General features: G+C 49.9%; 14 protein-coding genes. 5 read left to right on the top strand and 9 right to left on the bottom strand.

The annotated features are described in order from the left end of the window. Window positions 1-2: 2 nt before the first annotated feature. Entirely contained in the window at window positions 3-1616 is a 1614-nt protein-coding gene (ggt, locus tag DWY25_RS15040) for a gamma-glutamyltransferase (protein WP_117895908.1), read from the bottom strand. Further along, window positions 1613-2155: an NUDIX domain-containing protein gene (locus tag DWY25_RS15035; protein ID WP_117895907.1), complete on the bottom strand. Its 543-nt coding sequence runs from the start codon at window positions 2153-2155 to the stop codon at window positions 1613-1615. The genes ggt and DWY25_RS15035 overlap by 4 nt, the downstream gene beginning before the upstream one ends. Window positions 2156-2662: 507 nt before the next feature. Between DWY25_RS15035 and DWY25_RS15030 the strand changes: the two genes are divergently transcribed. The 3 genes from DWY25_RS15030 (at window position 2663) to DWY25_RS15020 (ending at window position 5953) form a co-directional block, all read left to right on the top strand. Beyond that, window positions 2663-3682 (top strand): LCP family protein, encoded by a 1020-nt coding sequence (locus DWY25_RS15030; protein WP_117895906.1) that lies wholly within the window; start codon window positions 2663-2665, stop codon window positions 3680-3682. Window positions 3683-3744: 62 nt separating this feature from the next. Further along, window positions 3745-4461, top strand: a complete 717-nt coding sequence (locus DWY25_RS15025) for a DUF554 domain-containing protein (protein WP_117895905.1) — start codon at window positions 3745-3747, stop codon at window positions 4459-4461. A 181-nt stretch (window positions 4462-4642) separates the two neighbouring features. Further along, window positions 4643-5953, top strand: a complete 1311-nt coding sequence (locus tag DWY25_RS15020) for a hypothetical protein (protein ID WP_117895904.1) — start codon at window positions 4643-4645, stop codon at window positions 5951-5953. 181 nt (window positions 5954-6134) lie between these two features. On the opposite strand, the gene DWY25_RS15015 is transcribed toward DWY25_RS15020, so the two are convergent. Then, window positions 6135-7505, bottom strand: a complete 1371-nt coding sequence (locus DWY25_RS15015) for an MATE family efflux transporter (RefSeq protein ID WP_181981856.1) — start codon at window positions 7503-7505, stop codon at window positions 6135-6137. Between the two features lie 438 nt (window positions 7506-7943). On the opposite strand from DWY25_RS15015, the gene DWY25_RS15010 reads away from it, so the two are divergent. Next, complete coding sequence (locus tag DWY25_RS15010; RefSeq protein WP_244925994.1) at window positions 7944-9719, top strand: LTA synthase family protein; 1776 nt, start codon at window positions 7944-7946, stop codon at window positions 9717-9719. Between the two features lie 441 nt (window positions 9720-10160). Here the strand turns inward: DWY25_RS15010 and pbp4b are convergent, their stop codons facing one another. The 3 genes from pbp4b to DWY25_RS14995 form a co-directional block, all read right to left on the bottom strand. Continuing rightward, entirely contained in the window at window positions 10161-12113 is a 1953-nt protein-coding gene (gene pbp4b / locus DWY25_RS15005; RefSeq protein WP_117895901.1) for a penicillin binding protein PBP4B, read from the bottom strand. A 709-nt stretch (window positions 12114-12822) separates the two neighbouring features. Next, a complete protein-coding gene (locus tag DWY25_RS15000) occupies window positions 12823-13485 on the bottom strand; it encodes an HAD family hydrolase (RefSeq protein WP_006057864.1) in 663 nt (220 codons plus the stop codon). Between the two features lie 57 nt (window positions 13486-13542). Further along, window positions 13543-13755 (bottom strand): thermostable hemolysin delta-VPH, encoded by a 213-nt coding sequence (locus DWY25_RS14995; protein WP_117895900.1) that lies wholly within the window; start codon window positions 13753-13755, stop codon window positions 13543-13545. A gap of 162 nt (window positions 13756-13917) precedes the next feature. On the opposite strand from DWY25_RS14995, the gene DWY25_RS14990 reads away from it, so the two are divergent. Beyond that, window positions 13918-14511 carry a hypothetical protein gene (locus DWY25_RS14990; protein ID WP_039863782.1) on the top strand — a complete coding sequence of 198 codons (594 nt, stop codon included), beginning with the start codon at window positions 13918-13920 and terminating at the stop codon, window positions 14509-14511. Window positions 14512-14615: 104 nt separating this feature from the next. On the opposite strand, the gene DWY25_RS14985 is transcribed toward DWY25_RS14990, so the two are convergent. From DWY25_RS14985 to DWY25_RS14975, 3 genes are all read right to left on the bottom strand, one after another. Then, entirely contained in the window at window positions 14616-15644 is a 1029-nt protein-coding gene (locus DWY25_RS14985) for a CPBP family intramembrane glutamic endopeptidase (protein WP_181981855.1), read from the bottom strand. Between the two features lie 256 nt (window positions 15645-15900). Beyond that, window positions 15901-16335: a hypothetical protein gene (locus DWY25_RS14980; protein WP_117895898.1), complete on the bottom strand. Its 435-nt coding sequence runs from the start codon at window positions 16333-16335 to the stop codon at window positions 15901-15903. Between the two features lie 23 nt (window positions 16336-16358). Continuing rightward, on the bottom strand, window positions 16359-16650 hold a 292-nt coding region (locus DWY25_RS14975; RefSeq protein ID WP_220412964.1), incomplete at its 5' end, for a hypothetical protein.

Here is a 16650-nt window from a genome sequence, read left to right as displayed (position 1 = left end):
TGTCAGAAACAGGCAATGTTGCTATCAGTGCGGGATTCTGTCCCGCCGATCAACGTGCCGTTCTCCATTCTGAGAATCATCTGTCCCCTGCCGAAAACGCCGGGATCCAGGCAGACTTCAATCCGGTGTCCCCGCTTCTGCAGCGCTTTTGCCAAAGCGGTTGGGAAGTGGGGTTCAACGTAGATCCGGTTGTCCCGTTCCCACAGCCAGCGCGGCGCATCCAGCGCCATCTGCGGATTGAGATGGAAGTCGATCAGGTTCATCGCCACCTGGACATGCCCCTGCGGCTGCATATAGCCGCCCATGACGCCGAATGGGCCGACCGCTTTGCCCTCTTTCATCAAAAATCCCGGAATGATCGTGTGATACGTCCGCTTGCGCGGCTCTAAATAATTGGCATGCTGATCATCCAGCGAGAAATCATGACCGCGGTTCTGCAAGGAAATCCCCGTGCCCTCCACGACGATGCCGCTGCCGAATCCCATATAATTACTCTGAATGTAGGACACCATGTTGCCTTCCTCATCCGCCGTGCATAAATACACCGTTCCGCTCTGCGGCAGCTCGCTGACCTGCGGATCCTGCGCGGTATCCGTGATCTGATCGGCGCGCAGACGTCCCAGCTGCGGATCAAGCAAATGCTCCGTTTTCACCTTCATCGCCTTCGGATCTGTAATATAGAACAAACCGTCCTTGAACGCCATCTTCATCGCTTCCAGCTGACGGTGCACCGTTTCCACGTGCAGCTTCTCCTGAAATTGGAATTCTTTCAGGATATTCAGCGCCATCAGCGCGACGATCCCCTGCCCATTCGGCGGAATTTCACAGATTTCATAGCCGCGGTAATTCAGCCGGATCGGGGTAACCCATTCATTTTCAAACGCTTCCAGATCCGCTTTGCGGAGATACCCGCCATATTTGCGGCTGCAGGCGTCAATTTGATCGGCGATCTGACCCTGGTAAAAGCTGTCAGCTTGCGTGCGGCCGATTTCTTTTAACGTTTCCGCGTGATTTTTTAAGGTGATCTTATCTCCGGGCTGCGGCGCATGACCTTGCGGAGCGAACGTCGCAAACCATTCGTCAAATTCCGGTTTCCCGGCAAATTCTTTTTTGTATTTATCAAAAGCGGCCTGCCAGTAATGGGCTAAAACCGGAGAACACGGATAGCCTTCCTCGGCATAGCGGATCGCCGGGGCCAGGCATTGCGCCAGCGTCAGCTTTCCGAAGCGTTCGTTCAGACTTTTCCAGGCTTTGACCGCGCCCGGCACCGTGACCGGCGTCCAGCCGAAGGTCGGCATCGTCGAATGGCCTTGGGCTTTAACCTGTTCAGCCGTGATTGCTTCCGGAGCGAAGCCGGAGGAATTCAGCCCGATCAGTTCTCCTTTGTGCCAGACAATCGCAAACGCGTCGCTGCCCAAGCCGTTGGCCGTCGGTTCCACAACCGTCAGCGCGGCCGCCGTCGCCACCGCTGCGTCGATCGCGTTGCCGCCTTGCCGCAGCATTTCCAAGCCGGCTGCCGAGGCCAGCGCGGAACCTGTACAAACCATCCCCCGGCGCGCCATCACCGGATAGCGGTTAGATGGGTAAGGTTGATCAAAACAGTCGAAATTCATCATTCTTCTTCCTCCAGCAATTTCTGTAATTTCAGCGTCATCGCAATCGTTTTTCCGTCGATGATCTCGCCGCGCATCACCTGATCGACGACGTCTTCCAACGGCACCTTCACGCAGTTCAAGAATTCATCGTCATCCAGGTGCGTGCCGACAAAAGTCAGCCCTTTCGCCCTGTACATCTGAATTGTTTCTTCCAGATATGCACCGGTCGGCACCATTTCCCCCAGAAACTCAAAGGTTTCAGCGGTATAGCCGGTTTCTTCCTGCAGTTCGCGCTGGGCGGTGACTAACGGATCCTCGCCCGGTTCTCGTTTTCCCGCCGGAACTTCACGCATAATCCGCTGCTGGGCATAGCGGAATTGATCGACGAGAAGCAGTTCGTTCTGATCGGTCAGCGCCGCGATCGCCACGCCGCCGGGATGTTCAACGACCTCACGGATCGTTTCCGTGCCGTCGGGCAAAGTGACTTCATCATGCCGCACATGAATCAAACGCCCGGTAAATACTCGTTTTTGCGAATTGGTTTTCTCTGTCAGTTCCATATTCTCCCCCTGTTTCGTTTTCTGATCGTTTCCCGCAGACTCCTTGGAAACTGAAGTCGGCACGAGAGACTCTGATTTAGTTATAGAGATATTTTGAAGAAAAAGCAAGCTGAAAATGTTCTTCCATTAACTTCATGAAATAGAAATGTTGAATAAAGCGATTTAACAAAAACAAAACCTGACCTTCAGTCTTGCAAAAGGATATTTGCTTAACAAACTGCCAACTGCGGACTTCCTTCTACAATTTGTTTGGCTTGGATTTTATTGTTTTATTCCACCTCAGGAATTCGCTGGCGATGACGGCTTCCCAACGGCTGGATGCAAGTCCCCCTTCCGCTGCCTCCGGAACACGGATTAAGCTCTGAGATCGTGCAAATCCAAATTTATAGTTATTTTCGCAGAAAAGAAACTTTGGCGCTTTTTCCGTTTCGCTTCGGTCTCAAACTGGTATAATAAAAACGATAACTTGATTTATCGGATTCTTAGATTATTGCAGAGGTGAAGGAATTGAAAAAGGGTGTTAAAACAGGACTGCTTGTTCTTGCCGTCATTCTGTTGATCGGCAGCTGCGGTTACAGCGCGGCGAATTGGGCCATGGATTCCATGTTGAACAAAATGGAACATGGCGAAATCATCGAAAGCGATACGGCGGCGATCGCGCCTGAGGTCAGCGAAGCGGTGAAAGAACGGAAACTCGTGAACATCGCTTTGTTTGGCGCGGACAACAGTCAGGGACCGACGGGCACCGACGAAGACCGCAGCGATGCGATGAAAATTGTATCACTGGATTTTGATAATAAGAAATTAAAAATCACCTCTATTGAACGCGACGTCGTCGTCTGGATTCCCGGCGATCATCAGAAATACGGTCATTTCAACTGGGCTTACTGGTTCGGCGGCGCTGCGCTGGCCGTTCAGACCTTGAATTATAATTTAGACCTGGACATCACGCAGTATGTGACCTTCAGTTTTAACGCCGTGGAAAAGCTTGTCGATCTGATCGGCGGGGTTGACATTGATCTGACGGCCAAGGAAGTCGGGGCACTGCGGGGAAACACGAAGAACAGCGTGCACACCGGTGTTAATACACTTAACGGCTATGACGCAATGATGTATTGCCGGCAGCGGTACATTGACAGTGATTTCGTGCGGATGGACCGCCAGAACAACGTGATCAACGCGATCATTGCCAAACTGAAGCATAAGAATATTCTGGAACTGATGGAGATCGTCAACGATATGCTTCCCTATATTACGACCAACCTGACGAATTCTGAGATCAAAGAGTATCTCGTTTCGCTTTTAAGCTTCGATCTGACAAACATTGAAACTTATAAAGAACCGAGCGGTGAATATGACGATATCATGCGTTGTCCGGGGCTGGGCGGGTATCTGGTGCGCAGCTACAGCGATATGGTGCGGCATCTGCACGCGAATATTTATGGGGATGAGGATTACCAGCCAAGTCAAACGGTGATGGACAATGAGGAAAAAACCTATAAGACTTATGGGGAATTTAAGAAATAACAGCGGAAATGCCGACTGATTTCAGCGTAGTTTCTTTATTTGAAGAGAGAGGGGGTTCAATTATGCCGGGTTTGGGAACATTGATCAATGGGCTAGCGGTCATCGGCGGCGGGCTGTTGGGACTGATTTTCCGTAAAGGCTTACCGCAAAGGTTTCAAATCACGTTGATGCAGGCGCTGGGACTGTCCTCCATTTTTATCGGGATAGCCGGCGCGCTGGAAAAAATGTTGGTGATTCAAGCCAGCGGCGTCAGCGTTCAGGGCACGATGCTGGCGGTACTCAGCCTGGCGGCCGGCGCACTGTTGGGCGAGGGAATCAATCTGGAATACCGTTTTGAACAATTCGGAAGCTGGCTGAAAAAGAAAACCGGCAGCGATGAAGACGACCGGTTCATGGAAGCATTTCTCACCGCTTCGTTAACGATCTGCGTCGGCGCGATGGCGATTGTCGGCGCGCTGCAGGATGGTTTGGCCGCCGATCCGTCGTTGTTGATCACCAAAGCCGTGCTGGATTGTCTGATCATCATGATCTTTACCTCAGCCTTAGGGAAAGGCGCTATTTTTTCCGTCATTCCGCTTGTCTTGTTTCAAGGTTCGATAACCTTATTAGCGCGGCTGATCGCACCGGTGCTGAGCGACGGGATGATCGCCAACCTGGCGATGACGGGTTCGATGTTAATCTTCTGTGTCGGCGTCAATCTGATGTTCAACACGAAGATCCGGGTTGCGAATCTGCTTCCAGCCTTACTGATCGCCTTATTATTAACACCCTTATTTTGATGAAGGCTAACGCAAAGCTGATGTGGAATAAACGTTTATTTCGAGTGCGGGATTCCGGACAAAGGATCCCGCATTTTTAAAAGTGAAGCCGGGAACAGGATTGACCGTTTCAAATTCAATCGTATCTCTTGTGAATCCCGTTTTCCCCGCATCACGTTGATCGCGGAAAGGAGGCAGATGTATGTTCTTTAAAACCCGGAACTCCGTAAAAATTTTGGATGTAGATTTAGATTTGTCCGCCATGCCGTCTATGCGCTCGGCGAAACTCATTTCTATCGTTGGAAGCGGACAGCTGAAAAAACAGATGGCCCCGTTAGAGGATGAACGCTACGCTTATCATTCGCTCATCACTATGACGTTAAATCAGATTCCGCTGGTCCGGATGATTCAGCCCGGGTGTCCGACCTGCGCCAGCTTGTTAGCGGCCGGACTGGGCATCGAACACGCGGATTGTGAAGCGCTGCGAAAGCTGGAAGATCCGCTGAATCAACCGTTTGTTTCATTGGATCAATCCATCACTCAGCTAAAACCACTGCTTTCCCTGCTGGAATCCGGACTTTATGTGGTTGCCGAAGGGATCTGCATGCCTACCGATGGCGAAGGTCATTTCTTCTGGGATATTCAAAATACCTGGACAGAATCCGCGGCAACTGCCGGAGCGTTTATCAGACCGGATTATGAATATGTCAGCGGCTGGCCGCTGTATCTCTATCCCACAGAAACCTCGGCCTGTCTGAATCCGGAACGTGTAACCCATTATGAAGAACTTTTCCGGACTTCGGCTGCCCGCCCGCGCGCTGTTGTCTATCATCTGAATGAGTTCATGAACTTCATTCTGGATGGTCATCACAAAGCCTGCGCTGCCGCACGGCTGCGTCAACCCCTGGACTGTTTGTTTATCATCCCCGTCAGCGGCATCGCTTATTCCCGCGATTCAAAACGACAGCCGAAACAATTTTATTTTTCCTCCATTCCGGTTTCCGCAGATCAGCTGCCCGTCCGTTTTCATGCCACGTTCCACCCTTTGCGGCGGGAGGAAAAGGCCGTTAAGCTTCAGGATCTTCCAGCTTACCCGCTGAACTCAACGTCATGGGATGCCGCCTACCGAAACAGCGCACAGTTTTATCCGACGGTGGTGGAAGCCGCGGAAATGGCCGCTGCGGGTCTAAATTGGAACAGGGCCCTGGACGACGAACAACTTTACGCTTTCCTGCGGATGGACGTTCAGGACAAAGAACTAAAAACAATCGCGTTGTTCAACTACTTGCGCTGCCGCCGCGATCCGCGGCTGAAAGCGTTAGCGCTGACCTGCCTTGACGATCAAACGCCCAAAGTGCTGCGCAAAGCAGCTTATCAGGCACTGCGGATATTCCCGGAGGATCCCGAGGTTGAACAGCGGTTCATCGATTATCTTGTGCAATGCGACGACCCGCATGACGAAATCCTGCCGCTGATCCACAGCTTCTGGGATCAGCAAGATTCCTGTCGGTAGCTTTTCTAACAGAAAAGCCGCCGCTGCTTCTCATCAAAATCAAAATAAAAGCTTATCGCCCTGGTTGTCATCCATTGATTCTGGAAATTCAGAATTTCAGAATTGATCTAACCGCTAAGGAAGATAAGCTTTTTTAATGGGGATCATTTCCCGTTTTCCACAGGTTTGACGGCGATCGATTCTACGCCGGATCCACCTCGGCCGCCGCTGCCGGACTCTCCGTCAGGTTTTTCAGCCAGTTGCCCTTTTTCAAAAACCAGGTTGCCAGACAGACTTTAACCAGACCCGCCCCTTCGACGATGCAGTAAGCCGGAAACAACGAAACCCGAAATACCCGCGCAACCAGAAAGCTCAGCAAGACCGGCCCAAACCAGGTGAACAACCCATCGATGATCAGCACCGACTTCGTATCGCCGCCGGAACGCAGAATATAATAAACCGTGTTCGCATAGCCCTGCGTCCAGGCCAGAAACGCCTTCGCCAGAATCAGGGACGCTGCCATTGAAACATTCGCCGGACTTAACGAGAACCAAACCGGAGCCCAGCGGTGGATCGCCACTAAAATCAGTCCCCCCGCCAGATACACCGTCAGCGCAAAGCCGATCATTTTCTTTGCGTCCTGTTTCGCCTGTTCCAACCTTCCTGAGCCCAGCGCCTGACCGATGATCACCCCGACCGCCACCGAACAGCCGCTAAAGGCGACATAAACAAGATTACTGATGTTGTCGACTACCGTGATCGCCGGAATGTACTGTTCCGCAATAAAGCTGTAATTGATAAAGATCATATTCAAGCCCAGCGACCAGATCAATTCGTTTCCCATCAGCGGCAGCGCCTTGCGGATAACCGTCCAGCGCATCGACGCCGGCAGATGATTTTTTAACCGCAGCTTCAATGCGGTCAGAGATTGACGGGAAGCATAGAACAAGTAGGCCGCTTCGAGAAACCGCGCAATCATCGTCGCTACCGCCGCACCGATCACACCCCAGCGCGGAAAACCGAATAAGCCATAAATCAACAGTGCATTGAAAACAATGTTGACCAGACAGGAAATCACGCCGGAAATCATCGGAATGGCCGGCCGTCCCATTACACGGCACGCCACGCTGATCATGGACGTACAGGCAAACGGCAGCAGCGTCCACAACAGTACGCCCAGATACGCTTCTGCATCCGCCAGCACAAGCGGATTCTGAACAAATAAACCGAGAATCGGCTGGGGGAAGACGATCAGAATCCCAGTGACCACAATTCCCATGACGCAGCACAAACCAAGTCCGAAATTATACAGATCCGTGATCTGATCCTCCTGCCGCGCCCCCATATACTGTGAAATGAAGATTCCAATTCCATTGCTTAACCCGAATAAAATCAGCTGATAAACAAAAAAGACTTTGTTGACAATCGCCACCGCGCTGATCGCATTCTCGCCGATCCCGCCGATCATCATTGTATCGCACAGATTCAGCATATTGGTCAACAGCTGCTGGATCATGACCGGCAGCGAAAGTAAAATCACCCGTTTCAAAAACGCCCAGTTTTCCCGTTTCATCTTGAATTCCCCCTTATCCAAGCTGGTTATGAGAGATATTGTAAGGCGAAAAGACAACGAATGCAAGCCGGCGTCGGAGGACTTTCTGCCAAAAGCCGGGTATTCTTCTGTTTTTGCGGAATCCACTTTTCCCGTTTTTAAATTCATGATGCCGAGGATGAAATGCCTTGGCCTGATTGCGAATCCCGGCAGATCCGCTGTGATGATCGCCCGGGAAAAAGTTGGATGGGATCCCCTGCTTTTGACACAAAACCATTCTTAAAATGTGGGAATTTTTAGTGAATTGCCCCGGCTTTCTTGATCTTTCCCCAGAACTCGTTTAAAATAAGCCAATATGTTCAATTTGTGAAAATGAACATCGAAAGGGGGATGAATTCCTTGCTTCCTTATATCGAGAAGATAAAAAAGAACCGACTCCGGATCGGGAGACTGTTCTTGATGATAGCGACGCCGTTTACCGCCGTCTTTCTGATGCAGTATGTTTACTGCGGGGATCCGTGGCAGATCTCAGCGCCGGCTTTTCTGGCCAATGCGATCTGCGTCGGCGTCCTTTATTACCTGATCTGCGCGCTGCTTCGCAAACCGGCCGCCGGCAGCTTCCTGATCCATACCGCCTGCGCACTGCTGGGCGCGATCAATTATTTCGTCACCGTCTTCCGCGGCACGCCGGTTTTACCCTGGGATCTGACCGCGCTGAACACCGCGCTTGCCGTGTCCTCCACTTATGATTTTACGCCGAACGGGCCGATGATCGTCACTGCAGTCCTCTTAACGGGATTTCTGCTTGCCGTTCTGCGCTTTCGCAAGCTTGACGTTCTGCCCCGCTCGCTCTCCGCGCGCTTTCCGCTGCCGGTACGGTTAATCTGCCTGGCGCTGACTTTGCTTTGCGCATTCCTGGCTTCGCCGCAGAATTTAGCCCGGTTTAACGTCCGGACGGATGTCTGGGATCAGTCCGGCGCTTACCAGAAAAGTGGTATCCTCGCCACCTTCTTACGCAACACTGAGTTTATGAATGTTGAAGTCCCGGCGGATACGTCGGCGGAAAAATTAGATCAGATTCTAAGCACGGTGTCCTTGGAGGGCGCATCCGTGACTTTAGATCAAAAACCGCATATCATTGCCATTATGAACGAATCGTGGGCGGACTTTGAGGAATTCGGCCAGCTTCAGCTCAGTGAAAGCGTCATCGACGGCTTTTCCAGCTTGGAAAACGCCCGGTTCTCCCATGCTTATGCCTCCGTCTTCGGCGCAGGCACCAGCGCGAGCGAATTTGAGTTTCTGACCGGGAATTCAATGGCTTTTCTGCCTTCCGGAAGCATTCCTTACCAACAATACATTTTAAAGGATTCCTTCTCCCTGGCCTCCCAGCTGAAGCAGCTCGGCTACCAAACGGCGGCGTTTCACCCGGGTGAGCGAAGCTCCTGGCAGCGCGATCAGGCCTATCCGCGGCTCGGCTTCGATTCATTTAAAAGCGTGAAGGAGCTGGATGTTCCCCTGACCCTGGAACATGGCTATGTCAGCGATGAATCGGATTTCAACCAGATAATCTGGGAATATGAACACCGCGATCCAAACAAACCGTTATTTCTGTTCAATGTTACAATTCAGAATCATGGTGCGTATACCGTGAAGGATTATCCGGCTCAGATTGTTCTGACCGATCAGCCGGGGGCTTACCCGATGGCGGAACAGTATCTGACGTTGATTCACAAAACAGAGGCGCAGTTTCTGCAGCTCACGGAGTATTTCAGCCAACAGGATGAACCCGTTCTGATTCTGATGTTCGGCGATCATCAGCCGTCTGTGGAGCAGGCGTTCCTGGATCAAGCTTATGGGGTGGAAGAGGGCGCGATGTCCATGGAAGAGTATATGAATAAATTCCGCGTTCCGTTTGTTCTCTGGGCCAACTATCCGCTGCCCGAGGCTCCGCTGCCGGAAACCAGTCTGAATTTTCTGTCGGCGCTGCTGCTGGACTATGCCGGAGTGGAAAGCGACGCGTATGGGCAATATTTACAAACGCTGCGCACGTCGCTGCCGGTCGTAACCTTCGCGGGCTACATGGATACTCAGGGAAACGCGTACAGTCATTGGGAATCAACGGATTTCACACCGCTCATCAAAGACTATCAAACCTTGCAGTATGAGCGCTTATTCGGCGGCAGCTACTTTAAGGATCAGATTCAAGGGAATTCTGAAACTCTGTCGCAGCCCTGATTAAGCTATGGAAGTCATCGACACAAAACACTTAGCCCTGGGATTGAGAATTGAAAAAAGAAACCAAAAAAACAGCGGATTGTCAAAGTCGTGAATCACGCCGGACCGTCCGCTTTTCTTATTCTTTGATCAAGTCCCGTATCAAACAGGAAATCCGCCGGGAATGAATCAAAGTGGGGAAAATCATTGCCAGGTGAAACCGATCAGCATGAGCAGATGTTTTTTCCTTGATCTTCTTTATCAGCCTTCATCAAGAGAAATTCTCTCTCGCGAGTTGAAAGAGTCAAAAAAGAAGCGGATTGATTTCGCTTCTTTTTACTTCGATTCTATTTTAGAAAATTTCAGCACATTCAGCAGAATAGGTCTGAAAGCAGGTTCTTCACGGCTTGGATTTCAGCCTTCCCGCTTGTCTGAAATCCTGATACACAGGAAGAAAGCTGCTTATTTCACCGCGGCCAAACGTTCGTTCAGCGCCGTTTTCACCGTTTCATCGCTCAGCTTGCCGATCAGTCGTTCAGCCTGACTCTTCACGGCGGCAGAGCCGGTCTTTTCCACGCGGCTGACCAACAGATCCATCAAGGCTTGCAGCGACTGTTCATCGGCAGCATTCTGATAGCCTTCGTCCGTTTCGATCAATGTCAGCTTGTTCGCAACCATCTGCGCTAACAGGGAATCCGTGCTGTCCATCGACGTCGGATTCAGCGCGTCATAAGTAAGTGTCGCCACACCGCCCAGGGTGCCGCCGACAAAATGGTTGCCGTAGAAATAATTGGGATTGACCGTCGGATCGACAACCGGACTGTTGATTTTGTTGGACAGCCAGATGACGATCATGTCGTTTTCCGGATCGATCAGACTTAACGTTCCTGTCCAGCCGGTATGACCATACGTCGAAGCTCCGGCCTGCGGACCGAAATACCAGCTGTAGCCGTGATCGCCCATCCGCCGCCAGCCCAGTCCATAGGTCTGACTTGTAAACTTCGGCTTGGTGAACTGATCAATCGTCTGTTTCGAGAACAGCTTCACATCGCCGTAACCGCCCTGGTTCAGCATAACCTGCGCCAGCCGCCCCAAATCCTGCGCGTCGGCAAACAGACCGGCATGTCCGGAAACGCCGTTCATCGCATAGAAAGCTTTTTCATCATGAACTTCGCCCTGAATCGTATCAGTGCGGTTAACGGTAAAGGAAATCGCCCCGTCGCGGGAATTTCCGTTCAGCTCGGTCGCCGCGCACTGATCCTTTTCAAATCCCTTCTGCAGCGGATTGAAAACGATGTGATCGAGGCCGAGCGGTTTGTAGATATTTTCTTCGACATACGCATCCAGCTCCATGCCGGTAACCTGTTCAACGATCAGTCCTAAAAGCATGTAGTCGACATCGGAGTAAACGGTTTTGCTTCCCGGCTCATACTGCAGCGGCGTTTTCAGAATCATTTCCCTGGTCGTGGCTTTTTCCACCGAATACAGATCATTGACACCGTTGACAATTCCATCATCTTTGTCATACGTATCGTTATGATACTGCGGATCGGCTGGGAAGCCGGCCTGGTGTTCCAGAATATTCTGAAGGGTCATCGTATTCTTTCCCAGGATTGCCGCGCCGGGTTCGTCCTTGAACTCCGGGAAGTAGCTCTGGATCGTATCGGTAATGTTAACCTTCCCTTCGCTGACCAGCATCTGCAGCGCATAGTTGGTCGCGTACATTTTGGTATTGGAGGCTAAATCATATAAGGTCTCCGTCGTGCTCGCTACCGGATTTTCAATCCGTGTCCCATCTTGATTATAGGAATTGGCATAACCATAAGCTGTGTTTTTGATCATCTTTCCGTCTTTGATGATGACCAGCTGGCCGCCAGGGAAACCATATTCCACTTCCGTGTTCAGCAGATCGTCAATGAAACTCAGCTTTTCGCTGCTGAAACCGACTTCCTCCGGCGTTCCTTCGATCACCGTCGGATAATCAACTTTGATATTCACGCTAGCGGTTTCCGGAAGAATGTTCGTCACCTGAATCGTGTTGATCTCGTTGGTGGCCAGGGCGGAAAAATCCACCGTGAAAGCCTTCCCGGCAAATTCGCTGTGATCCACCGCAGTGCCGTTGATAAACAGATCGAAGCTTTCCGCACCTTCCGGCGTGACAGAAACCTTGCCTTGTCCGGCATACGTTTTAATCGTGGTCAGGTTGTTCATGGCCAGCGTGTCGTCCAGTCCTTCCAGCGGATAGGTAACATCCGCCTGAACCCCTTTAACACTGACGCCTTCGCTCAGCGTCACGCCGCCCGTTTGGCTCGTCGGCGCCGATGGCTGGCCGGCGGGGGACGAGTTATTCGTGCTGCATCCTGCCGCCGTGGTGGCTAACACTGCGGCCAGGACTAAAATCATCAGTTTTTTCATCCTTTTTCCTCTCTTTCGTCGTACTCTCTTTCCAGAGTCTTCCTTTCGACTTTTTCATCATAGCAGCATCTGGTCTGACCAGTCAAGAGAAAAATGAAGCGCTTACAAAATTGTTTTTTTCACAAACTGAGGACTATCAATTTTATCCGTTGAAAACAGCCTGATCCAGCAGAGAACCTGAAGACGCTTCGGTTTCCTTTTTTATCCGATTTCTGAGCTTTAAAGTTCATTCCCTGAGAAACGCTGACTTCTGCTTACTGGAAACTAGTTTATTCGATTGAACCTCTGCTTTTTGTCGAAATCGGAATTGTGTAAATCTTCTTTATCGGATTTCCCACATTTTTCCTTGAAAGATCATCCTCTGAGGATAGACCGCCAGAAGACGAAAGTCCCCTCGGTCTCTGATGCGCAAACCTGCAACAAAAAAAAGACTGTTCCCTCATGATGAGTGAGTGACTCAGTCCTCTGTTTAAAAATAGAGCGGAACCGGAACTGCGAGGTTGGTGAGAAAGCTTCCAACGATTCCTTCAAAGTCGAACGTTGGCATTCATAAAAACATCTTGAACTTTTTCAGCAATTTCCCGTCAAAAGAGCGATTCTAGAAAAAGCAAGAATCGAGATTCATTCACGGTCTTGAACTCAAAAGATAAATTATTTCTTGCCCATCGATCATCCATGATTCCTTCGGTTCTGAAAAGTCTATCTGAATTTAACGCTCAAGCTGGTCGACAATCGCCGGGACTTCCTGTAATTGCTTTACAAAATAGTGAGCCTGCGACTGGTCCATCGGGAACCGTTCGTCCTGCCGGGCGATGACCGTCATCCCTGCCGAAACTCCCGCCTGAATTCCATATTGCGAGTCTTCCACCACAAGACACTGATGCGGATCCAGCTTCAGCTTCTTTGCGGTGAACAAATAGATTTCTGGATTCGGCTTTGATTCTTTAAACATTCCGCCAGATGTGACCAACTCGAAATAAGCATACAACCCCGTGTCCGACAACATCTTTTCTATTGAGGCAAAGGAACTGGAGGAAGCCAAAGCCAGCTTCTTGCCACGAGCTTTGAGTTGTTTCAAAGTTTCTTCCACTCCGGGAAACAATAACGGCCGATAGTCTTCGATTCCCTGGGCATGGCGATATTCCCGCAAACCAACCATGAACTCGTCATACGGCTGCGGCAGCGTTATTCCCTCCAGAATCTTGGGCCACAAATTCATTTTACCGTTGGCCCCGACCAATAGATTCAGCCGCTGCGGCGGTAAATCTACCTCCATCGCTCTGAAATATGCCATTAACCGATCTTGATAATACTGTTCCGAATCAATCAGAACGCCGTCCATATCAAACACAACCGCTTTGATCTGCGTCACGTTATCACCCTCTTCAATCGCTTTTAGTTTAGCGGATTTCGCAGCGGGAGTAAAGGCTTATTCTCCCTCGTTTATGGACTTATTATGAATTTCGTCGATCAATTCAAAATAATCTGCCCAGCGTTCTTCCCGGATCGGCATCGGCGGCTCGTTATCAAAATACAATACCAGGGCCGGCGCAATTTGATTCCAGCGGTCTACCAATTCAAAATGCGTACAATGACCTTCACGGATCAGACGCATCGCTTTAGCATGATAATTAAAATACATCGCAAATCTCCCTTCCCCGCTAGTTTTACCCGCGGTTATCCTGCTTATTCGGCTTTCACTCCGACTGCAGCCTATCCTGTGCCTTGTCCTCCGCAACTTTCTATGGTAGAATTCCCGGTGAACAAGCATTTTTTCAAAATTCATGCAGAGAGGAGTCTTTTTATGTCAGAAGAACGTTATCTTACAGCCGGCAAAGCCTTGAAACTGATTTTTATCGGTCAGGTAATCGCGCTGTTTGTCAGCCTGCCCAGCGTAGGTAATTTTATCAGCTTGATCGCCGGAATCACAATTTTAGTCGGGATCGTTAAAGCGCGCAAAGCCGATGCTTTATATAACCGGGCCTTCATTATGGTTCTGTGCAGTCTAGGCTGCAGCCTGATCCTGTCAATGGCAACGGTTTACTTTTCCAACCTGTATGCCGGAGGCAATACCGGAGCCGCTGAGACATTTATGATCGTCGCGCTGGTCTTGTCCGTTATCGCCGCGGTCTTCGGCTTCCTTCAGAATTTCTTCATCATCAAGGGAACGACCAAGTTCCTGGGCGAGCTGCAGGAAGAAGCGCTGGTCAAGCATGGTGAAACAACCTGGAAGCTGATGATTGTCAGTTACGGCCTTAACATTCTGTTTTCCATCTTGTTAGTATTTATGTCAAACTGGTCCGGTGTTCTTTCGATTGCCAGCAACGTCATTAATCTGGCGATCACCCTCGTTTACATCCTGTTCTTATACCGCAGTGAAGTCCGGCTGTTAGCGTAAGCTCAAGCAGTTCAGTACTGCGATCCGATTTCTGACTTGTCCATAAGATTAAAAACGCGTTTTATCCTGTTGCTTCAGGATCGAACGCGTTTTACTTTGGATTTTTACAATTCTGTCTTTTCAGCTGGACTGGCAGCCTTGGATTCCGCTGGAAGTTCTTGATCGGTTTCCCGTTGAAAATCGCCGGCCGCTCCCTCTTTGACTACGGATTGATCCCCCGCTTTTAGCTGAGCGATCAATCCCGGCAGTTGTTCCCTGGTCCGCCAATACCAGACGCCGATCATCAGAAGAATGACCGCTGTGACAAGCAAACCACCCTCCGGTCCGAAAGCGCCGCCGTTGAGCAGCGAATTGCCTTTCATATACGTTGTCAGAAGACCGTTTTCCTGACCGCCGCTGACGGAAAAGCCGTAAATCGGGCCCTGGAAAAAATTCCAGAAAATATGGAAGCCGATGGCAGGATATAAGTTGCCGCTGGTCAGCGTAATCAGCGACAGGAACAGCCCGATCAAAAAGATATTGAGATAAGGAATCAAGCCGATCCCCTGATTTGCCGAGTGCAGCAAGGAAAAAATCAGCGACGGCACCAGAATGATCAGCCAGGGATTTCGCGTTTGCCGCATCACGCCCTGAATGTATCCCCGGCAGATAATTTCTTCCGAATATCCGACCAGAATATACAAGATTAACATCAAAAGCAGCGAAGGCGACAGCTGCGGAACCCAGGTCAGAACCTGCGCGCTGTCCGTCACCAGAAGCAGTAAGAAGGTCAGCGTCATTGATCCCGCGCCGATTGCCAATCCCTGAATCATCGCGCGTCCATGTTTTGACAATGGTGGCAACCCCAGCGCCGACTTCGCTTTTTTTAATCGTCGTGTCCACAAAAGAATCGGCACCACGATCATCACCGCGGACTGAATAAACATCATCGATCCATTTAAAAGAGCCGCTATCTGATAAGCAAACGGCGTGGCCATCCCTGTCGCCTGATCGAGATTGCCAGTCGTGATCATCACAGACGTAAATCCAAACTGAATCACAAAAATCAAGAGAAACAATACGCCGAAGACAATTCCCAGCATCTCTGCGATTTTCCATCCGGAACGAATCTCCCCGTTTTTATTTCTAAACATCATACCCCTTCTTTCGCGGTTTATGATAGGAGTATATCATGATTCTTTCCCGGCAACTCTTAAATCTTATTAAAGTTTCTATGACAATTCACGCAGAGCCCTCATCCTGATTTTTTTAAAGAACAACCCCCTCTTCTTTTCTAAAATACAATCTGAAGTTCTCACTGATATCGTTTATTTTACAGTCTGTCCATTTAGGCTGTGGAATAATGTCTTACCGTTAAAATGAGATGTTCAAAGTCTTCTTCTAACTTCATTACAAGCTTCTGACTTTTAAAGACTGATTAAACTGATCATTAGCATTCATTCTTTGATTTACAATTTCATGAACCTGTTCTTCCAGATCTTCGGATGTCTTTATCATTTCATACCGCTCTGACAATAATAAAAGCTCATCACCATTTAATTGCTGAAGCAGTTCAGTTTCTTCTTCTCCCATCGGAAGCTGGATACTCAACATCTGTTGAAGCATCCTTCTTTGTCTTGCTTCCCCTTGCTGTCTGCCAATGAGTTCCCCTTGCTGTCTGCCTATACGCTCTCCAATGCATTCCCCGATCTTCTTCCCTAACCGCTGTCCTTTTTCATAAATCTTCTGTTCATCAATTTCATCAAACCGTGTCCGCATTAATGCGATGTCCAAGCTTGTACTTCTCAAAAACTCCGCCCGCTGTTCTTCTGTCATTCTGATCATTGGGATCACCTCTGCAGATAATTCTAAACCGTGACCGCCAGCTTAGGCTGTGGGGTTGAGTTCGTTCTCTGATTTACAATTTCATGAACCTGTTCTGCCAGATCTTCGGATGTCTTTATCCTCTCATGCCGTTCTGACAATAATAAAAGCTCATCACCGTTTAATTGCTGAAGCAGTTCAGCTTCTTCTTCACCCATCGGAATCCGGATACTCAACATCTGTTGAAGCATCATTCTTTGTCTTGCTTCCCCTTTGCGTTCTCCAATGAGTTCTCCTTGCTGTCTGCCAATGTGTTCTCCTTGTCGCCTGCCAATA

Origin of the sequence: Holdemania filiformis (assembly GCF_003459085.1) — a bacterium.
Lineage (GTDB): Bacteria > Bacillota_I > Bacilli_A > Erysipelotrichales > Erysipelotrichaceae > Holdemania > Holdemania filiformis.
The sequence above is the reverse complement of the archived record's forward strand: the minus strand, read 5'-3'. Positions and strand labels throughout refer to the sequence as shown.

Excerpts from the sequence above, each read along its gene's own strand:
- ggt (WP_117895908.1), bottom strand. The coding sequence starts at position 1,616 with ATGATGAATTTCGACTGTTTTGATCAACCTTACCCATCTAACCGCTAT.
- DWY25_RS15035 (WP_117895907.1), bottom strand. The coding sequence starts at position 2,155 with ATGGAACTGACAGAGAAAACCAATTCGCAAAAACGAGTATTTACCGGG.
- DWY25_RS15025 (WP_117895905.1), top strand. The coding sequence starts at position 3,745 with ATGCCGGGTTTGGGAACATTGATCAATGGGCTAGCGGTCATCGGCGGC.
- DWY25_RS15020 (WP_117895904.1), top strand. The coding sequence starts at position 4,643 with ATGTTCTTTAAAACCCGGAACTCCGTAAAAATTTTGGATGTAGATTTA.
- DWY25_RS15015 (WP_181981856.1), bottom strand. The coding sequence starts at position 7,505 with ATGAAACGGGAAAACTGGGCGTTTTTGAAACGGGTGATTTTACTTTCG.
- DWY25_RS15010 (WP_244925994.1), top strand. The coding sequence starts at position 7,944 with ATGATAGCGACGCCGTTTACCGCCGTCTTTCTGATGCAGTATGTTTAC.
- pbp4b (WP_117895901.1), bottom strand. The coding sequence starts at position 12,113 with ATGAAAAAACTGATGATTTTAGTCCTGGCCGCAGTGTTAGCCACCACG.
- DWY25_RS14995 (WP_117895900.1), bottom strand. The coding sequence starts at position 13,755 with ATGTATTTTAATTATCATGCTAAAGCGATGCGTCTGATCCGTGAAGGT.
- DWY25_RS14990 (WP_039863782.1), top strand. The coding sequence starts at position 13,918 with ATGTCAGAAGAACGTTATCTTACAGCCGGCAAAGCCTTGAAACTGATT.
- DWY25_RS14985 (WP_181981855.1), bottom strand. The coding sequence starts at position 15,644 with ATGTTTAGAAATAAAAACGGGGAGATTCGTTCCGGATGGAAAATCGCA.
- DWY25_RS14980 (WP_117895898.1), bottom strand. The coding sequence starts at position 16,335 with ATGATCAGAATGACAGAAGAACAGCGGGCGGAGTTTTTGAGAAGTACA.